The following is a 24,482-nucleotide window of genomic DNA, read 5'->3' as shown; positions in this document are numbered from 1 at the left end:
ACGCGCGGTCACTGAACGGCCGCGAGCCGCTCCGTCACCTCCTCCGCCTCCTTCATGATCCGATCCACCAGCTCGGCGCACGAGGGCAGGTCCCCGATCACCCCGGCGACCTGCCCGGAGGCCATCACGCCGAGGTCCGTACGGCCGTCCACCATCGCCGACTTGAGCAGCATCGGGGTGTTCGCGGCGAGCAGGACCTGGCTCCAGGTCAGCTCCTTGCCGTGCTTCATGGCCAGTCCGTCGCGGACCAACTGCCGCCAGGTGAGCCCCGACAGCTTGCGGAACCCGGCCGCGCGGCGGACGGCGTGTAACAGGGCTCGTGCGCGGCCAGAGTTCTCCAGGGCGTCCACCAACTCCGTGCGCAGCATGCGGTGCGGCAGGCCGTCGACCGCCGTGGTGACGGTGACGTCCTTCACCGTCGCCGCCAGATATCTGGCCTTCACCGCGTCCGGCACGGTCGAGTCCGAGGTCAGCAGGAACCGCGTGCCCATCGCGACCCCGGCCGCCCCGTAGGCCAGCGCGGCGACCAGACCGCGCCCGTCGAAGAACCCGCCCGCCGCCACCACCGGGATGTCCACCGCGTCCACAACTTGCGGCAGAAGCACGGTAGTCGCCACTTCTCCGGTGTGCCCGCCGCCCTCCCCGCCCTGCACGATCACGGCGTCCGCGCCCCAGGCCGCGACCTTCTCGGCATGCCGCCGGGCTCCGATCGACGGGATCACGACGACGCCCGCCGCCTTCAACTCGGCGATCAACTCGGGGGAGGGCGCGAGGGCGAAGGAAGCGACCCGGACGCCCTCCTCGATCATGATCCGCACCCGGTCGCCCGCGTCCGACGCGTCGGCCCGCAGATTGACCCCGAAGGGCGCGTCCGTACGGGACTTGACCTCACGGATCGCTTCCCGAAGCCGGTCCGTGGTCATGGTCGCGGAGGCCAGGATGCCCAGCGCGCCCGCGTTCGCCGTCGCCGAGACCAGCCGCGGGCCCGCCACCCAGCCCATCCCGGTCTGCACGATCGGATGCCGGACCCCGACAAGCCGGGTGAGCGCGGTCTCCCTCACGAACTCACCTCCCTGGCCCGGGAGTCGGCCGGGTCGATGACCTCACGGATCAACCGCAGCTCGGCGGCGGTGGGTTCACGGGTCGCCGGGACCTCGTCCGGGACGGCCAGCTCGAAGCCGGTCGCCTCCCGGACCTGCTCCACCGTGACGCCCGGGTGCAGCGCGGCGAGCCGCATCGAGTGGTCCGGAGTGGCGAAGTCGAAGACGCCCAAGTCGCTGACCACGCGCGGGATACGGTGGTAGCGGGCGCCGTCCGCATGGTCGTAACCGACCCCGCAGACCATGTCGACCTTCTCCACGAAGACCCGCCGGGAGTGCTTCGGGATCCAGTAACTGGTCGGGTTGTTCAGGGTGTTGATCGGCGCCCCGCGCACCCCGAGCAGCTGTCGCTTCGGCCGCTCCCAGTCGCCGATGCACGAGATGTTCTGGTTGCCGAACCGGTCGATCTGGCTCGCGCCCATCATCACGTGCCGTCGGCCGCTCGCGACCATGGTCAGATGCTGCCGGTACGGCAACCAGCCCTCGGGCGTCCCGTCCGGGCGGACGATCGTCGCCTCGCCGTCGGTCAGCAGCAGGTCCGGCGAGAAGGTGAGCCGGGCCAACCGCGCCCCCACGGACGGGATCAGGCCCATCGGGCTGGCCAGGATCTCGCCCCCGTCGCGCCAGGCCTCGGCACAGGCGATCACGCAATAGTCGGCGCGGGTGGGTGGAGCGAGCGGGGCTCGGGTGACTGTCATGAGTCGGCTCCCTCGGGCGAGGCCTCGGGCGGGGCGAGGTAGCGCTCGGCGAACTCCGGCCAGGGCGTGGTCGCGTACGCGCGTTGTGCGGCCTCGTCCCGGCCGTAGTCGGGAGCGCAGGAGGTGAAGTGCGCGCCGCCGGGGGCCTCGACCACGCCGGTGACGGTGTGCCGTTTGATCAGCAGCGACTGGGGTGGCGCCTCCTTCGTCAACTCGGCCGTGTCGACGACCCGTTCGCACGATACGTAGGCCGTGTCCGCCGCCTCGCAGAAGAGGTCGTCGAAGTACGGGTCCGGGCCCAGGTACTGCCCGTTTCCCAGTCGGTCGGCGCGGTTGACGTGCACCAGGGCAGCGTCCAGGCGCAAGGCGGGCACCGCGACGAACGTCTCGCCGTCCTCGTACGGTGAAGTGACCGTCCGCAGGCCGGGGTTGACCCGCATCACGTCCGAGCCGAGGCCCGCCCGCACCGGCAGGAACGGCAGCCGGTTCGCCGCCGCGTGCAGGCCCCACATGAACATCGCCTCGTCGACCTCCATCAGCTCGAAGGCGCCGCGCTCGCGTGCCGCGCGGTAGTTGGGTTCCAACGGGATCGAGTCGAGGGTGACGAAGGCGGCGACCAGTTTGCGGATGCGGCCGGCCGCGGCCAGCATGCCGACGTCAGGGCCGCCGTACGAGACGACGGTCAGGTCGGTGATGTCGGAGCGCAGCAACGCCCGTACCAGGGCCATGGGTTTGCGGCGGGAGCCCCAGCCGCCGATGCCGAGGGTCATGCCGCTCTCCAGGTGGGAGACGGCCTCCTCGGCGGTCATCGTTTTGTCGCTCACCTATGCGCCCTCCTTTCCGGATGCGCCGGATGTGCCGGATGCGCCGGATGTGCTGGGTGCGCCGAACGTGTCGCGGACCCGGTCCGCTACCCCGACCGCGCTCGCCTCGAAGGTGAAGCCCTGCTCGAAGCGGTAGCTGCGGCGGACGTCGACCGGGTCGATGCCGTTGATGGCGGCCTTGGCCAGGCGCAGCAGCTCGCCGTCCTTGGCGGCGATCTCTCGCGCCAACTCCACAGCCGCGTCCAGGAGTTCGGCACGCGGCACGACCCGCCACACCGAGCCGTGCGCGTGCAGCTCGGCCGCGGTCGCCGTGCGGGAGGTGTAGTACAGGGCGCGCATCAGGTGCTGCGGGACCAGTCGGGACAGATGCGTCGCCGCACCCAGGGCGCCCCGGTCCAACTCCGGTAGCCCGAAGGTGGCGTCCTCGCTCGCCACGATCACGTCCGCATTGCCGACCAGACCGATCCCGCCGCCCAGACAGAAGCCGTGCACCGCCGCGACCACCGGGACCTCGCACTCGTACACGGCCGCGAAGGCCTCGAAACAGCCGCGGTTGGCGCCGACCAGCGCGCTCGGCCCGTTCGCCTGCAACTCCTTGATGTCCACACCCGCGTTGAAGCCCCGGCCCTCGGCGGTGAGCAGCACGCACCGCGTGCGCGGGTCACGGCCCGCCGCGCGCACGGCGTCGGCGAGGGCGAACCAGCCCTGCACCGGCAGGGCGTTCACCGGTGGGAAGTCGACCGTGACGATCGCGATGCCGTCGTGTTCGGGCCCCTTTTCCGGGGACGAGGTGGAGACACCCATGCGCGCATCAGCTACCTTTCCACCTAACGTTTGTTAGGTGGAGGGTAGCGGCGATGGATCTGAACGGGAAGGTCGCCGTCGTCACGGGCGGCACCCGAGGCGTCGGGGCCGGGATCGCGCGGGCCTTCGTCGAGGCCGGCGCCGAGGTGGTGATCTGCGCGCGCAGACCGCCCGAACAGCCGCTCAAGGGAACGGAGTTCGTCTCCCTCGACCTGCGGGACCCGGACGCCGTACGGGAGTTCTTCGGCGGTCTGCCCCGGCTCGACGCGCTCGTCAACAACGCGGGCGGCGCGCCCTACCGGCCGCTCGACCAGGCTCCGGTGGAGTGGCACGCGCGCGTGATCGAGCTCAACCTCACCACCGCGCTGGGCACTTCGCTCGCCGCGTACGAGCATCTGCGGCGGGCCAAGGGCTCCGTGGTGATGATCGGCAGTGTCAGTGGTGGGCGCCCCTCCCCGGGCTCGGCCGCGTACGGCGCGGCCAAGGCCGGTCTGGAGAGCCTCGCCCGCTCGATGGCCGTGGAGTGGGCGCCGGAGGTGCGCGTCAACACGCTCGTCGTCGGCATGGTCCGCACCGAGCTGTCCCATCTGCACTACGGCGGCGAGGACGGCATCGAGGCGGTCTCCCGCACGGTGCCCCTCGGCCGGCTCGCCGTGCCCTCAGACATCGGCGCGGCGGCCGTCTTCCTCGCCTCCGACGCGGCCGCGTACATCAGCGGGGCGAGTCTGCTGGTGCACGGGGGCGGGGAGGCGCCGGCATTTCTGGACGCGGCCACCGCCAACAAGGCCGTCGCCGACAAGAAGGGCGACAGCAAGGGGTCCGTCGATCGGGAGACGTCAACTCCCCAGAAGGAGGCGTGAGATGAGCGGAATCTGTCACGGCCGGGTCGTCGTCGTCACCGGTGCCGGGCGCGGGCTCGGCCGGGCCCACGCGCTCGCCTTCGCGGCGGAGGGCGCGCGGATCGTCGTGAACGACCTGGGAGTTGGGCTGGACGGGTCACCGGGCGCGGACAGCCCGGCAGCGCAGGTCGTGGCCGAGATCCGCGCGGCCGGCGGCGAGGCGATCGCCCACGGCGGTGACATCGCCACCACGGAAGGCGCGTCCTCCCTGGTCGCCGCCGCCCTGGAGGCGTACGGCCGGCTCGACACGCTCGTCAACAACGCGGGCTTCCTGCGCGACCGGATGCTCGTCAACCTCGACGAGGACGACTGGGACGACGTCGTACGCGTCCATCTCAAGGGCCACTTCCTCCCGCTCAAGCACGCCGCCGCGCACTGGCGGGCCGAGGCCAAGGCGGGCCGTACGCCGACCGCGCGGATCGTCAACACCAGTAGCGGGGCAGGGCTGTTGGGGTCGGTCGGGCAGGGGAACTACAGCGCCGCCAAGGCCGGCATCGTCGGGATGACCCTCGTCGCCGCGGCCGAACTCGCCCGCTACGGCGTCCAGGTCAACGCCATCGCCCCCGCGGCCCGCACCCGCATGACGGAACGCACCTTCGCCGAGACCATGGCCGCGCCCGACGCCGGTTTCGACGCGATGGCCCCCGAGAACGTCTCCCCGCTCGTCGTCTGGCTCGGCTCGGCCGCGAGCGCGGGAGTGACCGGCCGGGTCTTCGAGACGGAGGGCGGCCGGATCACGGTCATGGAGGGCTGGCGACCGGGGCCGAGCGCGGACAAGGGGGCGCGATGGAGCCCGGCGGAGGCGGGGGAGACGGCGCTGAAGCTGCTGGCGGAGGCGGAGGTGCCGGGGGCGGTGTACGGAGCGCAGGGGAGCGGCTGAGGGGCGATTTCCCGCGCCTCACGCCCGCGCCCGCACAGCGCCCTGCCCAGTGCCCTACGTATCGCACTCCAACACCGTCCGGCACAGCCCGCACCGCGCCCTGACCCGCCCCTTCACCGGCACCCTGATCCGCTGATGGCAGGTCGGACACGGGAACGACACCCGCAGGGGGCCGTGGCCGTCGGGCGTGAAGGAGTACGGGACGCCCACCCCGCCGGAGGCCGCGTGGTGGGCCTGCGCATGCCGCCGGTCGCGCGCGTACCGCCGCCGCCCCGCCCACCCCGCCGCCGTCAGCGGAGGCTGCTGTTCGTCGCTGCGGGCCTTGGCCATGCCACGCGTGTAGGACTCGTAGGCCTGGGGGCTGGTGAACCAGATCGACGGGTCCTCGCCGAAGACCAGGGCGCGCTTCGCGAGGACGTAGCCGAACTCCTCCGGGGTGAGGTAGCCCAGCTTCTGCGAGGAGGCCGCGTCCTCCCGGTACGCGTCGAGCAGCAGCCAGCCGGCGCCAAGATACGTCGTCGCGGTGTCCGTGAGGATCTCGTTGTCCCGGGTGCCGGGGAAGGTCAGGTCGAGGCGGTGCAGATAGACGTGCATGACCTCGTGGGCGAGGGCCGCGCCGATGTCCCGGCGGTGGGTGCGGAATCGGTCGTTCAGCTCGATGAAGTACTCGGGTCCTGCGGCGAGTTCGACGTTCGCCGCGTGGGTCATCTCGCGGAAGCCGACGATCATCCGGGCGTCGGGCAGGCGGTAGTGCCGGACCAGTTCACGGGCCACGCGCTGGGCGCCGAGATGCAGGTCGTCGGTGTCGGCGAAGGCCACGTCGGCGGGGAGCACGCTGGTCGAGAAGGTCTGGACGGTGTCGTACGACAGGCGCTTGTAGAGCGCGGTGATGGCGGCCCGCACCGTCTCCAGATGTGGGTAGCCGTGCTCGACCGGTCCGTCGTGCGCCACGTCCGACCCCCTTCAGACGCCCTGAACCCGATTCCACTCTACGGGGAGGCGAGCCGATTCTCCCGGGTCGGGTTCCGCGGGCCGGACGTGAGATCACCCCTTGTCAAAGGGGCCGTTCGATCTTCATAATGCGGGCCGCCCAACTTGCCACGAAAGGATCCACGTTGACCTCCACCCCGCCCAGGAGATCCCGCCCGAACCTGGCGCGCAGAGCCGCGGCCGTCGGTGTCGTCGCCCTCGCCGCGGCCGGCCTCCAGCCCGTGAGCGCGCAGGCCGCGCCCTCGCCCGTCGTCGGAGGAACGCCCGCCGGGTCGAGCGAGTTCCCGTTCATGGTCCACCTCTCCATGGGCTGCGGCGGAGCGCTCTACAAGAAGGACGTCGTGCTGACGGCCGCCCACTGCGTGTCGGGTTCCGGGAGCAACACTCGCATCACCGCCACCGCCGGGGTCGCCGACCTCACCTCCGCCGCCGCGATCAAGGTGAAGTCGACCAAGGTCAAGCAGGCCACCGGCTACAACGGCGTCGGCCGGGACTGGGCGCTGATCAAGCTGGCCCGTCCGATCGACCTGCCCACCCTGAAGATCGCCACCGACACCCGGTACAACCGCGGCGTCTTCACCATCGCGGGCTGGGGCGACACCGCGGAGAACGCCAACACCGGCTCCACCAAGCTCCTCAAGGCGAACGTCCCCTACGTCCCCGACACGCAGTGCAAATGGCACTACGGGAACGAGCTCGTGCCCAGCCAGGAGCTGTGCGCCGGATACCCCCAGGGCGGCGTCGACACCTGCCAGGGCGACTCCGGCGGGCCCATGTTCCGCAAGGACGCGGCCGACAAGTGGGTCCAGGTCGGCATCGTCAGCTGGGGCGACGGCTGCGCCCGCCCCGGAGTCGCCGGCGTGTACACGCAGGTCAGCACCTTCGCGGCCGACATAGCGAAGGCGGCCAACGCCCTTTGAGGGCCTTTGGGAGGCGACCAAGGGCCTTTAAGGGGCGACTACGGGAGCCGCCGCCTCCTGGACGGGCCGCAACCGCACGCCCTCCGGCGCCGCCTCCTCCGTCTCCAGCACCCACACCTCGTTGACGCCCTCCCGCAGCACGGGCCCGGGTACGTACAGCGAGCGCTGGGGGCCGACGGACCAGTAGCGGCCGAGGCCGAACCCGTTGATCCACGCGAACCCCCGGGTCCAGCCCGGCAGTTCGAGCCGGGCGTCCCCGGCGCCCCGCACCGTGACGGTGCCCCGGTACAGCCCCGGGGCGCCGTCCGCGGGCAGCTCCCCGAAGGGCACCGCCCCGACGTCCTCCAGGGCGTCCAGGCGCAGCCCACGCGCGCGTACGTCGTGCAGGAACTGCCGCTCGTGCAGCAGCCCCCCGGTGATGCCCTTGGGCTCGCCGGTACGCGGCCCGTAGTTGACCCGCCCCAGGGACTCCACCCACAGCTCCACGCGCGCGTGCCCGGCGACGGGCTCCTTCAGGTGCTCGTCGCCCTCGGCGAGCACCCCGGCCCGCTCCCCGTCGACGTACACCACCGCCAGATCGCGCAGCCCGCGCGCGGTGAGCGGGTACGGCTGCCGCGGCCCCGGCACGGTCACCGCGTACCGCACGAGCCCCCGGTCCACGTCCAGCTCCTCGAAGGTCGGCGGGACGGGCGCCGCGACCTCCGGGCCGCCGAGCGTGTCCAGTACGACGTCCAGGGGCGCCCAGCCGGTCAGGTCCGCGTCGGTGTCCGCGGCCAGCCTCGGGGGCGCCGGCGGTAGTTCGGGCAGCGGGCCCTCGGCGTACTCGGCGAGGACCTCCCTGAAGCGCCGGAACTTCTCCGTGGGCCTGCCGTACTCGTCGATCGGCGCGTCGTAGTCGTAGGACGTCACGTCGGGCTCCAGCGGGCCCTCGTGCAGGGCACCGCCGCCCCGGTTGGCGCCCGCCCAGCCGCCGAAGTTGGTGCCGCCGTGCGCCATGTAGAGGTTGACCGAGGCGCCGCACTCCAGGATCTCGCGCAGGGCGTCCGCCGCGTCACCGGCGTCCCGCACGACGTGCTCGCCGCCCCAGTGGTCGAACCAGCCGCACCAGAACTCCATGCACATCAGCGGCCCTTCGGGGCGGTGCTCGCGCAGCGTCCCGAACGCCTCGCGCGCGTGGGAGCCGAAGTTCACCGTGGCGAGGACCCCGGGGAGCGAGCCGCCGGTCAGCATGTGGTCCTCGGGGCCGTCCGAGGTGAACAGCGGGACCGTGATCCCGCCCGCGCGCAGCAGCTCGGCCAGCCGCTCCAGATATTCCGCGTCGGAGCCGTAACTCCCGTACTCGTTCTCGACCTGCACCATGATCACCGGGCCGCCCCGGTCGATCTGCCGGACGGCGATCCCGGGCAGCAGCGCCCCGAACCAGCGCTCCACATGGGCGAGGAATCGTGCGTCACGCGTGCGTGCGCGTGCGCCGAGCTCGCCCGTCACCCAGTGCGGAAGACCGCCGTTCTCCCACTCGGCGCAGATGTAGGGCCCCGGGCGCACGATCGCCCACAACCCCGCCTCCTGGGCCGCGTCCAGGAAGCGGCCGAGGGCCTCTACGTCCTTGTGGCGACTGGGACTTGGCTCGTGCAGGTTCCACGGCACGTACGTCTCCACGCAGTTCAGGCCCATCGCCCGCAGCATCGCCAGCCGGTGATCCCACTGCGCCTCGTGCACGCGGAAGTAGTGCAGCGCGCCGGACAGCAGCCGTACCGGCCGCCCGTCCAGCAGGAAATCCGTGTCCCCCACCGTGAACTCGCTCATGCGCCCAGCCTCACCCCTGGCGGCGATCACCGTCCATGGACAAAGATCGCCGCTACTTGGACTGGTCGGACCGGAGCGCAGGGAGAGGGCCGCGGCGATGTATCACACCTGGATGCGGTTCTTCACGCCCGGACCGGCGCATCACCGGCTCGGCCTGGTCTGCCTCGGCGTCGGTCTCCAGTACGGCGCCCTGCCCACCGTCGGTCCCCGCACCCTCGACCACCACGTCGCCGTCGTCGTCAACACGGGCAGCGGCTGGTACCTGAGCCCCGACGGCCGCCGTACGACCGTCACCGCGCCCGCCCTGCTGTGGCTCACCCCGGGCGTCCCGCACCACTACGCGCCGGACGGCGAGGCCGGCTGGGACGAGGGCTTCGTCGACTTCACCGGGCCCGCGACCGCCACGTACACCGAACTCGGCTACATCGAGCCGGACCGGCCCGTGGTGCCCCTCTCGGACGCCACGGGCGCGCGTGCCGTCATCGGGCGCATGGCGCGCGCCGCCCGCCGCGACAACCCGCTCCTGGAGGTGGAGACCGGCGCCGCCGTGCACGAACTCCTGGTCGCCCTGCGCCGCGCCCGTGCCGATCTCGCCCCCTCCGGCGAGGCCATCCTCAAGGCCCTCGCCCGTGACGCGTGTCTGCCGCTGTCGGTCGCCGACCACGCGGCCAAGCACGGCATGACCCCGGCCGAACTGCGCACCGCCGTCCGCCGGGGCACGGGATGCAGCCCCAAGGACTACCTCCTGGGCATCCGGCTGGCCCGCGCCAAGGAGCTGCTCGCCACCACCGAACTGCCCGTCGCGGCCGTCGCCCGCCGGGTCGGCTACGACGACCCCGCCTACTTCTCCCGCCTGTTCACCCGTCGCGTCGGCATGGCCCCCGTCCGCTTCCGCGCCCAGCAGTTCCGGGCCGTCCCCGGCGGCTGGAGCAACCAGGTGCCGGATCCAGCCGATCCGCCGGTGATCGGGCGGAACCGGTGAACCCAGGTCACGTAGGGTGGACGCCCATGACCAACAGCAACACCGGTACCGGTGACGTCGACCCCGCCGTCCGCGAGGAGCTCGCCCGGCTGCGCGACAGCATCGACAACATCGACGCGGCCGTCGTCCACATGCTCGCCGAGCGCTTCAAGTGCACCCAGCAGGTCGGCGTCCTCAAGGCCGCGCACCAGCTGCCGCCCGCCGACCCGGCCCGCGAGGCCCGCCAGATCGAGCGCCTGCGCGCGCTGGCCGAAAGCGCCAAGCTGGACCCGGCGTTCGCTGAGAAGTTCCTGAATTTCATCATCGGCGAGGTGATCCGCCACCACGAGCGCATCGCCGAGGACGTCGTGAACGGCTCCACGCGCGCGGGGAATTGACCTCGGGAGATGTCCGGAGGATGCCGAAAGGGGCGTGACAGACGGGCCCCGGCGGTGCATGCTGCTGTGCACTCCTTGTCAGCCGACGGACACACCCCGTCAGCGACACCGACCTAAACTGGTGGACCACGCGGGAGGGACACCGGGCCATGCCGTCGGACGCCAAGATCCTCATCGTCGACGACCACGAGGACACGCTGTACGCGCTGGAGAGCGCCCTGGCACCGCTGGGCTACCGGCTCGGCCGCGCCACCAGCGGCGACGAGGCGCTCAAGCAGGTCCTGCGCGGACAGGTCGGCCTCCTGCTGCTCGACGTCCGCATGCCGGGCGTCAGCGGCCTGGACGTGGTGCGCTACCTGCGCCGCCTGGAACAGACCCAGCACATCCCGGTCGTCCTGCTCACCGGCTTCGGCGCCGACCACGAACTGACCGCCACCGCCTTCGCCCTGGGCGTCGCCGACCTCGTCATGAAACCCGTCGACCCCTGGTCGCTGCGCACCAAGGTCCGCTACCTGTACGACGCCCACCAGCGCCACCTGGCCCTGGAGGACGAGGTCCGTGAACTGCGCGCGCTGGTCAAGGACCACGGCCCCGCCGCGCGCCCGGCCCGCCCCCACCCCGACCCGCGGGTCCCGCCGCAGCGCGACTCCGAGCAGCAGTCGACGGCACAGGAACGGACATAGCGGGACGCGGATCGACGTACCGGACGTAGGACGCGTACCGGCCCTCCTCTGTGCCTTGTCGGTGCCATCAGGCAGCATGTCCTGCATGTCCGTACTCACGCGCGACGAAGCGCAGACCCGTGCCAGGCTCCTCGACGTCCAGCGGTACACGATCGACCTCGATCTGACCGTCGGCGACGAGCACTTCGACTCCCGGACCGTCATCAGGTTCACGGCCCGCGCGGACGCGGACACCTTCGTCGAGCTCAAGCCGGCCGAACTGCGCGCGGTCGTCCTCGACGGACAGCCCCTCGACCCGGGCACGCTGGAGGAGAACCGGCTGCCGCTGCGCGGCCTCACCGAGGGCGAGCACGAACTGCGTATCGACGCCCTCATGAGCTACTCGCGCACCGGCGAGGGCATGCACCGCTTCACCGACCCCACCGACGGCGAGACCTACCTCTACACCCAGCTCTTCATGGAGGACGTCCAGCGCGTCTTCGCCGCCTTCGACCAGCCCGACCTCAAGGCCGTCTTCGAGCTGACCGTCAAGGCCCCCGAGGGCTGGACCGTGCTGGCCAACGGCATCACCGAGGACCTCGGCGAGGGCCGCTGGCAGGCCGCCCCCACCCCGCTGATCTCCACCTACCTCGTCGCCGTCGCCGCCGGCCCCTGGCACTCCGTGCGCACCGAACACCGCGGCCTGCCCTTCGGCATCCACTGCCGCCGCTCGCTCGCGCCGTACCTCGACGTGGACGCCGACGAACTCTTCGAGATCACCCGGCAGTGCTACGACCGCTACCACGAGAAGTTCGAGGAGCCCTACCCCTTCGACTCCTACGACCAGGCGTTCGTCCCCGAGTTCAACGCCGGCGCCATGGAGAACCCCGGCCTGGTCACCTTCCGCGACGAGTTCGTCTACCGCTCCGCGGTCACCGACACCGAGCGGCAGACCCGCGCCATGGTCATCGCGCACGAGATGGCCCACATGTGGTTCGGCGACCTCGTCACGCTGCGCTGGTGGGACGACATCTGGCTGAACGAGTCCTTCGCCGAGTACATGGGCTACCAGACCCTCACCGAGGCGACCCGCTTCTCCGACACCTGGACCGACTTCGGGGTCGCCCGCAAGTCCTGGGGCTACGACGCCGACCAGCGCCCGTCCACCCACCCCGTCGCCCCCGAGGCCGTCGACGACACGGACGCCGCCCTCCTCAACTTCGACGGCATCTCCTACGCCAAGGGCGCCTCCGCCCTGCGCCAACTCGTCGCCTGGCTCGGCGAGAAGGACTTCCTGGCCGGCATCAACACCCACTTCGCCCGCCACCGGTTCGGCAACGCCACCCTCGCCGACTTCATCGACTCCCTCGCCTCCGCCACCGAGCGTGACGTGCACGCCTGGGCCGACGCCTGGCTGCGCACCACCGGCGTCGACACCCTCACCCCGGTCGTGGCCCCCGGCGACGACGGCACCTGCGCCCTCACCGTCGAGCGCGCGGGCAGCCGCCCGCACCGCGTCAGCGTCGGCCTCTACGACCAGGACCCCGCCGACGAGGGCCGCCGGCTCGTCCTGCGCGAGCGCCTCGACCTCGACATCCCGCAGTCCGCACCGCTGCCCCTGGGCAAGCGGCCCGCGCTGCTCCTGCTCAACGACAGCGACCTCACCTACGCCAAGGTCCGCTTCGACGACGAGTCCTTCCAGGCCGTTCGCTCCGGCCTCTCCGGACTGCCCGACCCGCTCACCCGCGCGGTCGTGTGGAACGCGCTGCGGGACGCGGTCCGCGACGGCGAACTCCCCGCCACCGCCTACCTGGACGCGGCCCGCGCCCACCTCCCGCGCGAGACCGACCTCGCCCTCGTCCAGGGCGTCCTCGCCTTCGCGTCCGCCCAGGTCACCGACCGGTACATCACCGCGGAGGCCCGGCCGGTCGCCCTCGCCACCCTCACCGACCTGTGCCGCGACCTGATCCGCCGCACCGAGGACGGCGACAACGCCGGCCTGCGGCTGATCGCGGTCCGCCACTTCATCGACGTGGCGGCCCAACCCGAGACCATCGCCGCCTGGTTGGCCGAGGGCACGGTGCCCGGCGGCCCGGACCTGGACCCCGAACTGCGCTGGCGGGTCCTGGGCCGGCTCGCCGTCCTCGGCGCCACCGACGAGGCCGCCATCGCCGCCGAACTCGACCGCGACCCCTCCGCCACCGGCCAGGAGGGCGCCGCCCGCTGCCGCGCCGCCCTGCCCGACCCGGAGGCCAAGCGCCGCGCCTGGGACGCGATGTTCGCCGGCGACGACCTCTCCAACTACCTCTTCACGGCCACCGCCCAGGGCTTCTGGCAGCCCGAACAGGCGGACCTCGTACGGGAGTACGTCCCGCGCTACTACGAGGACGCCGTCGCCGTGGCCGCCCGCCGCGGCCCCGCGATCGCCGTCGCCGTCGGCCGCTGGGCCTTCCCCGGGTACGCCGTCGACGCGGAGAACCTCAGGGCGGGCGAGGAGTGCCTGCGCGACGCCGACCTGACCCCGGCCCTGCGCCGCCGGCTGGTCGACGAACTGGACGACCTGGCGCGGGCGTTGCGGGTGCGGGAGGTCTGACCGCCGGTACACGAGAAATGAGCAGTGGGGTGGGCCGGGGTACGAATCGGCCCACCCCGACACGTTTTCCCAGTACGGAAGTACCTTCTTTCGGGTTTGAATCGTTGAACTTTTCGGGCGCGCCACCGCATCCGCGTACAAGCTGGAACTCCCTCTGCCCGGCGCCCCGGAGGTCACCTCATGAGCACGCCGCCTCTCGCCTCAGGTCCCGAAGGCCCGCGCGCCCTGCGGCCGCTGCTGGACACCGTGCTCGACGCGCTGCGGGAGGGCACGCGCGCGCGGGGCGGGCCGCTGCCCTCCGGCGGCCCGGACGCGGTCGCCGCGCGGGTGCGGGACGCGGTGGGGGACGTACTGCCGGACGAGGGTGATCCGGACGCCCTGCACGCGCTCGTGCGGCTGCTCGCCGAAGGGGCCGCCGACCCGGCCGACCCGCTGTGCGCGGGGCATCTGCACTGCCCGCCGCTCGCCGTCGCCACCGCCGCCGACCTGGCCGCGAGCATCCTCAACCCGTCCCTGGACTCCTGGGACCAGGCCCCGGCCGCCGCAGAGTTGGAGGCCCAGGTCGCACGGGAGCTGGCCCTGGAGGCCGGCGCCTCGGACGCCCTCGTCACCACCGGCGGCACCGAGTCCAACCAACTCGCCCTGCTGCTCGCCCGCGAGACCCAGGGCGCCGACGTCCGCCTGGTGTGCGGCGCCAACGCGCACCACTCGCTGGCCCGCGCCGCCTGGCTGCTCGGCCTGCCCGAACCGGTGATCGTGCCCGCCCCCGCCGGCACCCTCGACCCCGCCGCCCTCGACGCGGCCCTCACCGCCCTGCCGGGCCCCTGCCTGGTCGCCGCCACCGCAGGCACCACCGACGCCGGACTCATCGACCCGCTGCCGGAGATCTCCGGCCTCTGCTCGGCCCACCGCGCCCGCCTGCACATCGACGCCGCCTACGGGGGCGGCCTGCTCTTCAGCGACCGCCACCGCGACAAGCTGGCCGGTCTGGAGCGCGCCCACACCATCACCCTCGACCTGCACAAACTCGGCTGGCAGCCGGTCGCCGCAGGGCTGCTGGCGGTCCGCCACCCCCGCGACCTCGCCGCCCTGAACCAGCGCGCCGACTACCTCAACGCCGACGACGACATCGAGGCCGGCCTGCCCGATCTCGTCGGACGTTCCCTGCGCACCACCCGCCGCCCCGACATCCTCAAGATCGCCGTCACCCTCAAGATCCTCGGCCGCAGCGGACTCGGCGCGCTCGTCGACCAAGTGTGCGACCGCGCTCGCGAGTTCGCCGCCCTCGTCCGCGACCACCCCGGCTTCGAGCTCCACGACCGGCCCACCATCAGCACGGTCCTGTTCCGGCCGGCCGGTGCCACCGACGACGCCGTGGCCGCCATACGCCGAAAGCTCCTCACCGACGGCCGCGCGGTCCTCGGCCGCGCCCGCATGGCCGACCGCCTCTGGCTCAAGGCGACCTTCCTCAACCCGGCGACCCGCTCAGCGGACTTGGCCGCGCTCCTCGGCGCCGTCGACGAGGTCGTCGAGTCGGCCGCCAAGGAACTCGCCGCCGAGATCCCCGAAGGGCCGCCGGCCGCCGACCCCGCCGAAAGTCTCACCGAATAGCCCGGCGAGCCGTCCGGTGCCCCGCCGCCGAACTCCCGGCCACCCCCTCGGCCGCCCCCGGCGAACAGCCTGCCGACCTCCCGTCGACGAAACCGACGACGCACCCGCGGAAGGAAACACCCCCCGATGAGCACCACCCCCAACCCCCCGCACCCCGAACCCGACGCGCCCCGCGACCTCGTCGGCATCGGCATCGGCCCCTTCAACCTCTCCCTCGCCGCCCTCGCCCACCCCCTTGCCGAACTCGACATCGCCTTCTACGAGCAGCTGCCCGCCTTCGGCTGGCACTCCGGGCTGCTCATCGACGGCGCCCGGGTCCAAGTCCCGTTCCTGGCCGACCTGGTGAGCCTCGCCGACCCGGCCAGCCCCTGGTCGTTCCTCAACCACCTCAAGAGCCGCGACCGGCTCTTCCCGTTCTACTTCTCCGAGCGCTTCCACATCCAGCGCGCCGAGTACGACGCCTACTGCCGCTGGGTCGCCGAGAGCCTGCCCGGACTCCACTTCGGCCACCAGGTCGACGCCGTCCGCTGGAACCCCGAACGCGACGTCTTCGAGGTCGACTTCACCCAGCTCGACGCCGACGGCGAGGCCGAGGCGCTCGGGCGGACGTACGCGAAGAACATCGTGCTCGGCATCGGCACCGAGCCCTACGTGCCCGAGCCGCTGAAGCCGCTCGTCGAGGCGCCCGCCGTGCCCGTCGTGCACGCCGCCGACTATCTCGCCCACCGCGAGACGGTGCTGGCCGCCGAACACGTCACCGTCGTCGGCTCGGGACAGTCCGGCGCCGAGGTCTTCCTCGACCTGCTGCGCGCCCGCCCGGCCGGCCGCGAGGGACTGCACTGGGTCGGCCGCACCGAGGCCTTCGCGCCCATGGAGTACTCCAAGCTCGGCCTGGAACACTTCACCCCCGACTACACCCGCTACTTCCACGCCCTGCCCGAAGGCGTCCGCGACCGGCTCGGCACCACTCAGTGGCAGCTCCACAAGGGCATCGACGTCGACACCATCGCCGCCATCCACGAGGAGCTCTACCGCCGTACCCTGCACGGCGGTTGGCCCGACGCCGTCCTCACCCCGGGTGTCCGCGTCCGCACCGCGGGCCGGATCGGCGCCACCAAGGTCGAACTCCACCTGGAACACGTCCAGCAGAACACCCGCTCCCGCCTCACCACCGACGCCGTCGTCCTCGCCACCGGCTACCGCGACCGCCCGTTGGACCGGATCCTCGCCGGCATCGACCCCTATCTGCGCCGCGACAGCCGCGAACGCCCGCGCGTCGACGAGCAGTTCAGGCTGGTGACCGATCCCGCCGTCACCGGCTCGGTGTACGTCCAGAACGCCGAACGGCACACCCACGGCGTCGGCACCCCCGACCTCGGCCTCGCCGCCTGGCGCAGCGCGACCATCCTCAACTCCCTGACCGGCAAGGAGACCTACGCGCTGCCGACCCGAACCGCCTTCACCAGCTTCGGCCTCGACCAGCGTCAACCGCACATCCCGCAGGCCCGCCAGGCCCAGGTCCTCACCCCGCTCGTCGAAGGGACGTGACACCGGCGGCGCGGTGACATCGACGGGAAGCGGCGCCGACGAAAGGCCGCAAAAGGTCGACGCAGGAAGAATCCGTCCGACGGGGGCGTTGGGCCCGCCATGACCTCGACCTGGATCGCCGCCCACCGCTCCGCCGTCATCGACCCGTACGAGGCCTTCGCCCTCTTCGAGATCCGCGGCTTCACCGACCGGACCGTCCGGCAGTCCGTGCGGCTGGCCGGCGGCGGCGAGGCGCTGCGTGTCCGGTTCAGCAACCGTTACGGCAAGGAGCCCCTGCGCGTCGGCGGCGCCCATCTCGCCGTCCGCACCCGGGGCAGCCGGATCGACCCGACCAGCGACACACCCCTGCGCTTCGCCGGCGCCGAGGACGCCACGATCCCGGTCGGCGAGGAACTCGTCAGCGATCCGGTCGAGTTGCCCGTCAGCGCGGGGGAGGAGCTCACCGTCAGCCTCTACCTCCCCGGCGACACAGGTCCGAGCACGTACTCCGCGATCCCGTACGACATCGGTCACGCCGTCCCCGGTGACCGGCTCTCCGCCGAAGTCCTGGAAGACGCCGAGGAGTTGTCCACCGGCCACTACCTCACCGGCGTGGACGTGCTGGCCCCCGAGGGCACCCGGATCGCGGTCGCGTTCGGCGACTCCTGGATCGAGGGCGCGGCCACCACCCCCGGCACCGACAGCAGCTTCCCCGCCCAACTGGGCCGCCGTCTCACCCGCGGCTGGATCGTCAACCAGGGCATCTCCGCCAACCGCCTGCTCACCGACGGGGTGGGCGACCATCTGCTGTCCCGCGTCGACCGCGTCCTCGCCGTGCCCGGCGTCAGCCACGTCCTGGTCCACATCGGCCTCAACGACCTCGGCCTGCCCGGCACCCTCGCCTACCCCGAACCCGCCGCCCGGCCCACCTCGGCCGACCTGATCGCCGGCCTCGGCATCCTCGCCGCCCGGCTGCACACCGCCGGACTCACCGTCATCGGCTGCACGTTGGGCCCGTACGCCGGCACCAGCTACCTCGGCTACGACAGCGAGGCCGGCCAGGCCGCACGCCGTGAGGTCAACGCCTGGCTGCTCGGCGACGACCATCCCTTCGACGGTGTCGTCGACGTGGCCGCAGCGGTCGCGGATCCGGCCCGACCGGACCGTATCCGCGAGGAGTTCGACTCCGGAGACGGCGTCCACGTCAACGACACCGGCGCGAAGGCCATCGCGGACGCCGTCGACCTCACGCTGCTGGACCTCTAGAAGGCCGCTGAGCCGCTGGACGGCCGCCGGATGTCTGGAGGACCGGCGTCGACGCCAACCGTCCTTTTCCTGCGCATGGGTTGACGGAGGTATTGGTCTAGGCCTTAATGGCTCACAGTCCGTTCACATGAACAGAGGTTGTTCAGAGTTGTGAACTGGCATGGCTTCCTCTACCCCCACCGGCGCCGCGTGCGCCGCATCTTGGAGGACTCATGCGTCGAAACAGCCGATACGCGCTGGCCGTTGCCGCTGCCGCAGGTGCGACCGTGGCCGGAATGCTCGCCCCCGCGGCGTCCGCCGCCCCGGCGGCGGCGAACCCCGGCCCCGGCTTCCCCGCCCGGTACTCCGCGCCCTACGCGGAGACCTGGAACTCGCCGTCCGCCCTGGCCAACGCGCGCAACGCCACCGGGCAGAAGTACTTCACGCTCGCCTTCGTCATCGCCGGCAACGGCTGCAACGCGACGTTCAACGGCGACACGGCCATCAACAACGCCTCCTGGACCTCGGCCATCAACTCGCTGCGCGCGGCGGGCGGAGACGTCATCGCCTCCTTCGGCGGCGCCTCCGGCACGGAACTGGGTCTGGCCTGTACGTCGGTCTCGACCCTCAAGGCCCAGTACAAGAAGGTCATCGACACGCTCAACCTCACCCGTGTCGACCTCGACATCGAGGGCTCGACCCTCAACAACACGGCCGCCAACGACCGGCGCAACAAGGCCCTGCAGCAGTTGCAGACCGAGTACGCGGCCGCGGGGCGCAAGCTCGACGTCCAGTACACCCTGCCGGTCAACCCGACCGGCCTGGAGCAGAACTCGATCAATCTGCTCAACAACGCCAAGAGCAACGCGCTGACCGTCAACCTGGTCAACATCATGACCATGGACTACGGGCCGGCCATGGACATGGGCAAGGCGGCAACCGACGCGGCGACCGCCCTGCACGACCAGCTGGGCCGGATCTGGACGACCAAGACCTCCGCGCAGCTGTGGGCCATGGAGGGCAACACCCCCATGATCGGGGTCAACGACACCACGGCCGAGGTCTTCACCACCGCCAACGCGACGACCCTCGCCAACTTCGCCGCCAGCAAGGGCATCCAGGAGCTCTCCTTCTGGTCGCTCGGCCGCGACAAGGCCTGCGCGACCAACGGCCAGCTCTCCGACACCTGCAGCGGCACCTCGCAGAGCGCGTACCAGTTCACCCGCACCCTGCGCTGACCCGACGGCGGGTGTGATCCACCCGCGCCCGGCGGTGCTTCGGACACACCGAATCCGAAGCACCGCCCAGCACATGACCGACTGTCAGGGAACCGGCCGTCAGAAGACCGGCGTGCCGTTCCGCGTGAGCTTCCAGTCCACCGACGCGAAGTCCGCCGGGTCCAACTCGCCCTTCGCGGTCACCCATTCCGCGATCCGGGTACGGATCTCCGTCGACTCCGACCACACCTCGGTCGCCGAGGCCACGTGCGGGAACGCCCCGCCGCCGTTGGCGCGGTAGTTGTTCACCGCGAGCACGAACTGCTGCGCGTCGTCCAGCGCCGCGCCGTTGTACGTCAGGTTCTTGATCCGCGCACCGGCCGCCTGCGCGATGTCGATGTCGTACCGGAACCCCGACACGTAGTCGTAGTTGTAGTCCGGGCGGTTGTTCGCGTTGGTCAGCTTCGCCGGGTCGATCACCGCGTCCGCGGCCGTCTGCACGAAGTACTCCGCCGAGTACTCCAGGTACGCCCGCACCTGAGCCCCCGTCAGCACCTTCGCGACCAGCGTGTTGTCGTACACGTACAGACCCGACAGGTCCCGGATCGTCACCTCGCCCGCCGGGATCTCCGAGGTCCGCGAGAACGGCGAGGCCTGCGCGATCACCGGCAGCGAGGCGTACGCGGTGCCCACCAGGGCCGCCTTGACGACGTCCTCCTGCACCTTGGTGATCAGGTCGATGATCGGGGCGTCCTTGTAGCGCGCCTCGACCGTCGTCAGCGTCTGCGTGGCCGTGCCGACCACCTGGTTGACGTACTCGACGACCTTCGCGTGCTCGTCCGAGAGCAGCCGGGTGATCTTCGGGTCGTCGGCGACCGTGTTGGTGTTGAGGACCTTGGAGGCGACCGACTCGACGCTCCAGCGCCCCTTGGCGAAGACCAGCTCGACGTCGAACTGCGAGAGCCGCTCCGCGTACGCCAGCGGCTCCGAAAGCACCACCGTCTTCCCGGTCTTGGCGTTGGTGACCTTCAACTCCGGGATCTCCACGTGCGCGTGGCCCACCAGGATCGCGTCGATGCCGGGCACCTGCTGCGCGACCAGCGCCGCCGAGTTCTCCACGTACGGCAGCTGGTCACCGTACGAGGAGGTGCCCGAGGAGCCGGAGTGCGCCGACACGATGACGACGTCCGCGCCCATCGACCGCAGCTTCGGCACCCACTTCGCCGCCTGCTCCTCAAGGCCCGGGAACGTCAACTTGCCCTGCACATAAGCCTTGTCCCAGATCGCGATGCCCGGGTTGGTCAGACCGAGCACGGCCACCTTCACCGGCGGCGCGCCCTTCACGCAGAACTTCTTGATGAAGTACGGCGGGAAGGCGGGCTTCAGCGTCTTCGCGTCCAGCGCGTTCGCCCCGAGGAGCGGGAAGTGGCACTGCTCCTCGAACTTGCGCAGCGTCTCGATGCCGTAGTTGAACTCGTGGTTGCCCAGCGCCACCGCGTCGTACCCGATCGCGTTCATCGCCTGCGCCATCGGGTGCACCGGACCGCCCTTGGCGGTGATCGGGTCGACCTTCGCGTAGTAGTACGTCAGCGGGGTGCCCTGGATGGTGTCGCCCGCGTCCAGCAGCAGGACGTTGTCGCGTCCCCGCTCCTTGCGGATCCCGGTCACCAGCGTCGAGATCCGGGCCAGGCCCTGTGCGTTGCCGGCCGCGTCCGTGTACTGCGCGTCCTTGAAGTAGTCCCAGTTGAAGACGTGCCCGTGCAGGTCGGTGGTGCCCAGGACGGTGAGGGAGTACCGCTTCGCCTTCGCGGGCTTCTTCATCGCGCTCTCCGCTGCCTCGGCCGAGGGCGTCGCCGCCGCGCCGGCCAGCGCGACCCCGGCGCCCGTCACGGCGGACTTCTTCAGGAACTTCCGGCGGTTCAAGGGCATCTCTGGCTCTCCTCGGGGAATGGTCAACAACGCGCGTAGATTCTGACGCGTCCACGACCGACGGCAACAGGTCCCCGAGGTTGCGATCTGGTGACCTAACCTGTGCGCTCCCGGGCCGTAACCGGCTGAGAAGTGACAGAGTTGGGCGTATGGCCACCGCTTCGAGCACCCCCTCGCCGGACACCTCCCAGCCCGCGGTCCCCTACGGCACCCCCGACGCCCCGCGCATCGCCGTCCGCGGCGAGGCCCGTCTCGAAGTCGACCCCGAGATCGCTCGCATCGGCATCACGGTCGCCTCCCGCGGCAAGGACCGCCGTGCCGCCCTCGAAGACCTCACCCACCGCAACGCCACGGCGCTGGACCTCGTGAAGACGTACGGGGACGCCGTCGAGCGGCTGGAGACCGGGCACTTCTCCATCACCCCCGAGCTCACCCAGCGTGGCCGCGGCGAACGCGTGCGCACCTATCACGGCAGCGTCCACCTCACCGCCGAGCTCACCGACTTCACCGCGCTCGGCGAACTCACCACCCGCCTCGCCGACCTCGACCTCACCCGCGTCGACGGCCCCTGGTGGGCGCTGCGCCCCGACTCGCCCGTCCATCGCAATGCCCGGCAGCAGGCGGTGCGCGAGGCCGTCCAGCGCGCCCGTGAGTACGCCGAGGCGCTGGGCGCGGGACTCGCCGCGCTCGTCGAGCTGGCCGACATCGGCGCCGAGAACGCCCAGCCGTATCCGCAGTCGCCCGGCCGGATGCGGAGCGCGACCATGGAGTTCGCGGCCGCCGCGGACGCCGGTGCTCCGGCCCTCGACCTGGAACCCCAGCGCCAGCATGTGTTCGCTCAGGTCAACGCCCGCTTCACCATGACACCGCCGCAGCTGTAGAAAGGCGCGGCGGGCAGAAAAATGCTCATCGGAGCGCCCCTCCGCACAATTCAATACTTGTCAATAGCCCTTCACTCAAAGGTTGTTGAGTGGTCATACGCGACCAATTCTCTACTGGCCGGTAAGGCCTAGGCTCGAATCATGCGCCGAGCAAAAATCGTCTGTACTCTGGGGCCCGCCACCGACTCGTACGACCAGATCAAGGCACTGGTCGAAGCCGGAATGGACGTCGCCCGATTCAACCTCAGCCACGGCAGCTACGCCGAGCACGAGGAGCGCTACCAGCGCGTGCGAAAGGCCTCGGACGAGACCGGCCGCAGCGTCGGAATCCTCGCCGACCTTCAAGGCCCGAAGATCCGACTCGGCCGCTTCACCGAGGGCCCGGTACTCCTTGAACGCGGAGACACCTTCATCATCACCGTCGAGGAGGGCGCCGAGGGCGACCGCCACTCCTGCGGCACCACCTACGCCGGCCTCGCCGGCGACGTCACCCCCGGTGAGCGCGTCCTGGTCGACGACGGCAAGGTCTGCCTCGAAGTCACCACCGTCGACGGCCCCCGCGTCCACACCACCGTCGTCGAGGGCGGCATGGTCTCCGACCACAAGGGCCTCAACCTCCCCGGCGTCGCCGTGTCCGTCCCCGCCCTCTCCGACAAGGACGAGGCCGACCTCCGCTGGGCCCTGCGCATCGGCTGCGACGTCATCGCCCTCTCCTTCGTCCGCAGCGGCAAGGACATCGAGGACGTCCACCGCATCATGGACGAGGAGGGCCGCCGCCTCCCCGTCATCGCGAAGGTCGAGAAGCCGCAGGCCGTCGAGGCGATCGACGACATCGTCGCCTCCTTCGACGGCATCATGGTCGCCCGGGGCGACCTCGGCGTCGAGATGCCCCTGGAGCAGGTCCCGATCGTCCAGAAGCGCGCGATCAAGCTGGCGAAGCGCAACGCCAAGCCGGTCATCGTCGCCACCCAGATGCTCGACTCGATGATCGAGAACTCCCGCCCCACCAGGGCCGAGGCGAGCGACGTGGCGAACGCGGTGATCGACGGCGCGGACGCGGTGATGCTGTCCGGCGAGACCAGCGTCGGCAAGTACCCCGTCGCGACCGTCAGCACCATGTCCCGGATCGTCGAGGCGGCCGAGGAGGACATCCTCGCCAAGGGCCTGCCGCCGCTGACCGAGCGGAACAAGCCCCGTACCCAGGGCGGCGCGGTGGCCCGCGCGGCGGCGGAGATGGGCGACTTCCTCGGCGCCAAGTTCCTGGTCGCCTTCACCCAGTCCGGCGACACGGCCCGCCGGCTGTCCCGCTACCGCTCCCCGATCCCGATGCTGGCCTTCACCCCGGAGCCGGCCACCCGCTCCCAGCTCAACCTGACCTGGGGCATCGAGACCTTCATCGGCCCGCACGTCGACTCCACCGACGCGATGGTCGACCAGGTCGACGAACTGCTCCTGAAGTTCGGCCGCTGCGAGAAGGGCGACATCGTCGTCATCACGGCGGGCTCCCCGCCCGGCGTCTCGGGTGCGACGAACCTGGTCCGCGTGCACCACATCGGCGAGGACGACAGCCCCAAGTAGCCGACGGCTCCGTGCGGTTGGGGGTACGAGAAAGCGGATGTCCACATCGATGTGGGCATCCGCTTACTGGTGTGTCAGGTGCCGGGTGCGGGATTCGAACCCGCACGCCCTTTCGGACAGATGTGTTTGAGACATCAGCGTCTGCCATTCCGCCAACCCGGCCGGGCAACCCCACAGGACTATACCGGGTGACCTCACTGCGTCGCAGCTAGGTAGGCTCTTGTCAGCAGCACCCCGCCCTGAACGAGGAGCCCCCGTGACCGCCCCCGAGTCGCCCCAGCCCGTGGACGCGCCCGACGACGACAAGTCGCACGTGCCTCCGCTGACGACCCGTGTCGTCATCGCGGAGGACGAGGCGCTGATTCGCCTCGACCTGAAAGAGATGCTGGAGGAAGAGGGCTACAGCGTCGTCGGCGAGGCCGGTGACGGCGAGCAGGCGATCGAGCTGGCCCGCGAGCACCAGCCCGACCTGGTCATCCTCGATGTGAAGATGCCCAAGCTGGACGGCATCTCCGCCGCCGAGAAGATCGCCGAGGAGCGCATCGCCCCGGTGCTGATGCTCACCGCGTTCTCGCAGCGCGACCTCGTCGAGCGGGCCCGGGACGCCGGCGCGATGGCGTACCTGGTCAAGCCGTTCAGCAAGAGTGACGTCGTACCGGCGATCGAGATGGCCGTCTCCCGCTTCACCGAGCTGAAGGAGCTGGAGAAGGAGGTCGCCGACCTCAGCCAGCGCCTGGAGACGCGGAAGCTGGTCGACCGGGCGAAGTCCATCCTGCAGACCGCGTACGGGCTGACCGAGCCGGCCGCGTTCCGCTGGATCCAGAAGACCTCCATGGACCGCCGCATGTCGATGCAGCAGGTCGCCGAGGCGGTCATCCTGGACGCCGACGAGAAGAAGAACAGCAAGGGCTGAGCCCACGCAGGACATGACATGACGCGGGCCCGCACCCCCTGACAGG

The 24,482-nt window shown here is 71.2% G+C and carries 21 protein-coding genes and 1 tRNA gene; 14 read left to right on the top strand and 8 right to left on the bottom strand.

The features are described from left to right. Window positions 1–8: 8 nt before the first annotated feature. Genes ACWDR3_RS35070 through ACWDR3_RS35055 form a run of 4 tightly spaced genes read right to left on the bottom strand, consistent with a single transcriptional unit; the run spans window position 9 to window position 3,426 of the window. On the bottom strand, window positions 9–1,061 hold the full coding sequence (locus tag ACWDR3_RS35070) for an NAD(P)H-dependent flavin oxidoreductase (RefSeq protein ID WP_450356608.1): 1,053 nt from the start codon (window positions 1,059–1,061) through the stop codon (window positions 9–11). Next, entirely contained in the window at window positions 1,058–1,798 is a 741-nt protein-coding gene (locus ACWDR3_RS35065) for a CoA-transferase subunit beta (protein ID WP_450356607.1), read from the bottom strand. Before ACWDR3_RS35065 ends, ACWDR3_RS35070 begins: the two co-directional genes overlap by 4 nt. Continuing rightward, window positions 1,795–2,622 carry a CoA transferase subunit A gene (locus ACWDR3_RS35060; protein WP_450356606.1) on the bottom strand — a complete coding sequence of 276 codons (828 nt, stop codon included), beginning with the start codon at window positions 2,620–2,622 and terminating at the stop codon, window positions 1,795–1,797. Before ACWDR3_RS35060 ends, ACWDR3_RS35065 begins: the two co-directional genes overlap by 4 nt. Further along, window positions 2,623–3,426 carry an enoyl-CoA hydratase family protein gene (locus ACWDR3_RS35055; RefSeq protein WP_450356605.1) on the bottom strand — a complete coding sequence of 268 codons (804 nt, stop codon included), beginning with the start codon at window positions 3,424–3,426 and terminating at the stop codon, window positions 2,623–2,625. Window positions 3,427–3,479: 53 nt separating this feature from the next. Between ACWDR3_RS35055 and ACWDR3_RS35050 the strand changes: the two genes are divergently transcribed. After that, window positions 3,480–4,286, top strand: a complete 807-nt coding sequence (locus ACWDR3_RS35050; RefSeq protein WP_450356603.1) for an SDR family oxidoreductase — start codon at window positions 3,480–3,482, stop codon at window positions 4,284–4,286. 1 nt (window position 4,287) lies between these two features. Beyond that, entirely contained in the window at window positions 4,288–5,205 is a 918-nt protein-coding gene (locus ACWDR3_RS35045; protein ID WP_450356602.1) for an SDR family oxidoreductase, read from the top strand. 54 nt (window positions 5,206–5,259) lie between these two features. On the opposite strand, the gene ACWDR3_RS35040 is transcribed toward ACWDR3_RS35045, so the two are convergent. Further along, window positions 5,260–6,156, bottom strand: coding sequence for a hypothetical protein (locus ACWDR3_RS35040; RefSeq protein ID WP_450356601.1), 897 nt, complete (start codon window positions 6,154–6,156; stop codon window positions 5,260–5,262). Between the two features lie 164 nt (window positions 6,157–6,320). Here ACWDR3_RS35040 and ACWDR3_RS35035 point away from each other — a divergent pair, with 164 nt between their 5' ends. Beyond that, window positions 6,321–7,115 carry a S1 family peptidase gene (locus ACWDR3_RS35035; protein ID WP_450356600.1) on the top strand — a complete coding sequence of 265 codons (795 nt, stop codon included), beginning with the start codon at window positions 6,321–6,323 and terminating at the stop codon, window positions 7,113–7,115. Between the two features lie 27 nt (window positions 7,116–7,142). Here the strand turns inward: ACWDR3_RS35035 and ACWDR3_RS35030 are convergent, their stop codons facing one another. Then, on the bottom strand, window positions 7,143–8,921 hold the full coding sequence (locus ACWDR3_RS35030) for a glycoside hydrolase family 35 protein (RefSeq protein ID WP_450356599.1): 1,779 nt from the start codon (window positions 8,919–8,921) through the stop codon (window positions 7,143–7,145). Between the two features lie 97 nt (window positions 8,922–9,018). Between ACWDR3_RS35030 and ACWDR3_RS35025 the strand changes: the two genes are divergently transcribed. From ACWDR3_RS35025 to ACWDR3_RS34990, 8 genes are all read left to right on the top strand, one after another. Then, entirely contained in the window at window positions 9,019–9,903 is an 885-nt protein-coding gene (locus ACWDR3_RS35025) for a helix-turn-helix domain-containing protein (RefSeq protein ID WP_450356598.1), read from the top strand. Window positions 9,904–9,929: 26 nt separating this feature from the next. Further along, the gene (locus tag ACWDR3_RS35020; protein ID WP_450356597.1) at window positions 9,930–10,280 is read left to right on the top strand and encodes a chorismate mutase; all 351 of its coding nucleotides are present in this window, start codon (window positions 9,930–9,932) and stop codon (window positions 10,278–10,280) included. A gap of 149 nt (window positions 10,281–10,429) precedes the next feature. After that, window positions 10,430–10,963, top strand: a complete 534-nt coding sequence (locus ACWDR3_RS35015; protein WP_450356596.1) for a response regulator — start codon at window positions 10,430–10,432, stop codon at window positions 10,961–10,963. 85 nt (window positions 10,964–11,048) lie between these two features. Beyond that, complete coding sequence (gene pepN, locus ACWDR3_RS35010; RefSeq protein WP_450356595.1) at window positions 11,049–13,535, top strand: aminopeptidase N; 2,487 nt, start codon at window positions 11,049–11,051, stop codon at window positions 13,533–13,535. 180 nt (window positions 13,536–13,715) lie between these two features. Then, the gene (locus ACWDR3_RS35005) at window positions 13,716–15,146 is read left to right on the top strand and encodes a pyridoxal phosphate-dependent decarboxylase family protein (protein WP_450356594.1); all 1,431 of its coding nucleotides are present in this window, start codon (window positions 13,716–13,718) and stop codon (window positions 15,144–15,146) included. 126 nt (window positions 15,147–15,272) lie between these two features. Continuing rightward, entirely contained in the window at window positions 15,273–16,694 is a 1,422-nt protein-coding gene (locus ACWDR3_RS35000; RefSeq protein WP_450356593.1) for a lysine N(6)-hydroxylase/L-ornithine N(5)-oxygenase family protein, read from the top strand. Window positions 16,695–16,793: 99 nt separating this feature from the next. Further along, window positions 16,794–17,939 (top strand): GDSL-type esterase/lipase family protein, encoded by a 1,146-nt coding sequence (locus tag ACWDR3_RS34995; protein WP_450356592.1) that lies wholly within the window; start codon window positions 16,794–16,796, stop codon window positions 17,937–17,939. Window positions 17,940–18,151: 212 nt separating this feature from the next. Continuing rightward, entirely contained in the window at window positions 18,152–19,156 is a 1,005-nt protein-coding gene (locus ACWDR3_RS34990) for a chitinase (RefSeq protein WP_450356591.1), read from the top strand. Between the two features lie 99 nt (window positions 19,157–19,255). Here the strand turns inward: ACWDR3_RS34990 and ACWDR3_RS34985 are convergent, their stop codons facing one another. Beyond that, entirely contained in the window at window positions 19,256–21,064 is a 1,809-nt protein-coding gene (locus ACWDR3_RS34985; RefSeq protein WP_450356590.1) for a bifunctional metallophosphatase/5'-nucleotidase, read from the bottom strand. A gap of 149 nt (window positions 21,065–21,213) precedes the next feature. Between ACWDR3_RS34985 and ACWDR3_RS34980 the strand changes: the two genes are divergently transcribed. Then, entirely contained in the window at window positions 21,214–21,945 is a 732-nt protein-coding gene (locus ACWDR3_RS34980; protein ID WP_450356589.1) for an SIMPL domain-containing protein, read from the top strand. 141 nt (window positions 21,946–22,086) lie between these two features. Next, a complete protein-coding gene (gene pyk, locus ACWDR3_RS34975; RefSeq protein WP_450356588.1) occupies window positions 22,087–23,523 on the top strand; it encodes a pyruvate kinase in 1,437 nt (478 codons plus the stop codon). A gap of 79 nt (window positions 23,524–23,602) precedes the next feature. Here pyk and ACWDR3_RS34970 read toward each other — a convergent pair. Then, a tRNA-Leu gene (locus ACWDR3_RS34970) sits at window positions 23,603–23,685 on the bottom strand. A gap of 94 nt (window positions 23,686–23,779) precedes the next feature. Here ACWDR3_RS34970 and ACWDR3_RS34965 point away from each other — a divergent pair. Beyond that, window positions 23,780–24,436: an ANTAR domain-containing response regulator gene (locus tag ACWDR3_RS34965; RefSeq protein WP_124004358.1), complete on the top strand. Its 657-nt coding sequence runs from the start codon at window positions 23,780–23,782 to the stop codon at window positions 24,434–24,436. Window positions 24,437–24,482 lie beyond the last annotated feature (46 nt).

This window comes from Streptomyces sp. NPDC001002 (assembly GCF_053599215.1).
Note: the sequence above shows the minus strand (reverse complement) of the source record. Positions and strands in the feature narration are given on the sequence as shown.

Excerpts from the sequence above, each read along its gene's own strand:
- ACWDR3_RS35065 (WP_450356607.1), bottom strand. The coding sequence starts at position 1,798 with ATGACAGTCACCCGAGCCCCGCTCGCTCCACCCACCCGCGCCGACTAT.
- ACWDR3_RS35055 (WP_450356605.1), bottom strand. The coding sequence starts at position 3,426 with ATGGGTGTCTCCACCTCGTCCCCGGAAAAGGGGCCCGAACACGACGGC.
- ACWDR3_RS35050 (WP_450356603.1), top strand. The coding sequence starts at position 3,480 with ATGGATCTGAACGGGAAGGTCGCCGTCGTCACGGGCGGCACCCGAGGC.
- ACWDR3_RS35045 (WP_450356602.1), top strand. The coding sequence starts at position 4,288 with ATGAGCGGAATCTGTCACGGCCGGGTCGTCGTCGTCACCGGTGCCGGG.
- ACWDR3_RS35030 (WP_450356599.1), bottom strand. The coding sequence starts at position 8,921 with ATGAGCGAGTTCACGGTGGGGGACACGGATTTCCTGCTGGACGGGCGG.
- ACWDR3_RS35025 (WP_450356598.1), top strand. The coding sequence starts at position 9,019 with ATGTATCACACCTGGATGCGGTTCTTCACGCCCGGACCGGCGCATCAC.
- ACWDR3_RS35020 (WP_450356597.1), top strand. The coding sequence starts at position 9,930 with ATGACCAACAGCAACACCGGTACCGGTGACGTCGACCCCGCCGTCCGC.
- ACWDR3_RS35015 (WP_450356596.1), top strand. The coding sequence starts at position 10,430 with ATGCCGTCGGACGCCAAGATCCTCATCGTCGACGACCACGAGGACACG.
- pepN (WP_450356595.1), top strand. The coding sequence starts at position 11,049 with ATGTCCGTACTCACGCGCGACGAAGCGCAGACCCGTGCCAGGCTCCTC.
- ACWDR3_RS35005 (WP_450356594.1), top strand. The coding sequence starts at position 13,716 with ATGAGCACGCCGCCTCTCGCCTCAGGTCCCGAAGGCCCGCGCGCCCTG.
- ACWDR3_RS35000 (WP_450356593.1), top strand. The coding sequence starts at position 15,273 with ATGAGCACCACCCCCAACCCCCCGCACCCCGAACCCGACGCGCCCCGC.
- ACWDR3_RS34995 (WP_450356592.1), top strand. The coding sequence starts at position 16,794 with ATGACCTCGACCTGGATCGCCGCCCACCGCTCCGCCGTCATCGACCCG.
- ACWDR3_RS34990 (WP_450356591.1), top strand. The coding sequence starts at position 18,152 with ATGCGTCGAAACAGCCGATACGCGCTGGCCGTTGCCGCTGCCGCAGGT.
- ACWDR3_RS34985 (WP_450356590.1), bottom strand. The coding sequence starts at position 21,064 with ATGCCCTTGAACCGCCGGAAGTTCCTGAAGAAGTCCGCCGTGACGGGC.
- ACWDR3_RS34980 (WP_450356589.1), top strand. The coding sequence starts at position 21,214 with ATGGCCACCGCTTCGAGCACCCCCTCGCCGGACACCTCCCAGCCCGCG.
- pyk (WP_450356588.1), top strand. The coding sequence starts at position 22,087 with ATGCGCCGAGCAAAAATCGTCTGTACTCTGGGGCCCGCCACCGACTCG.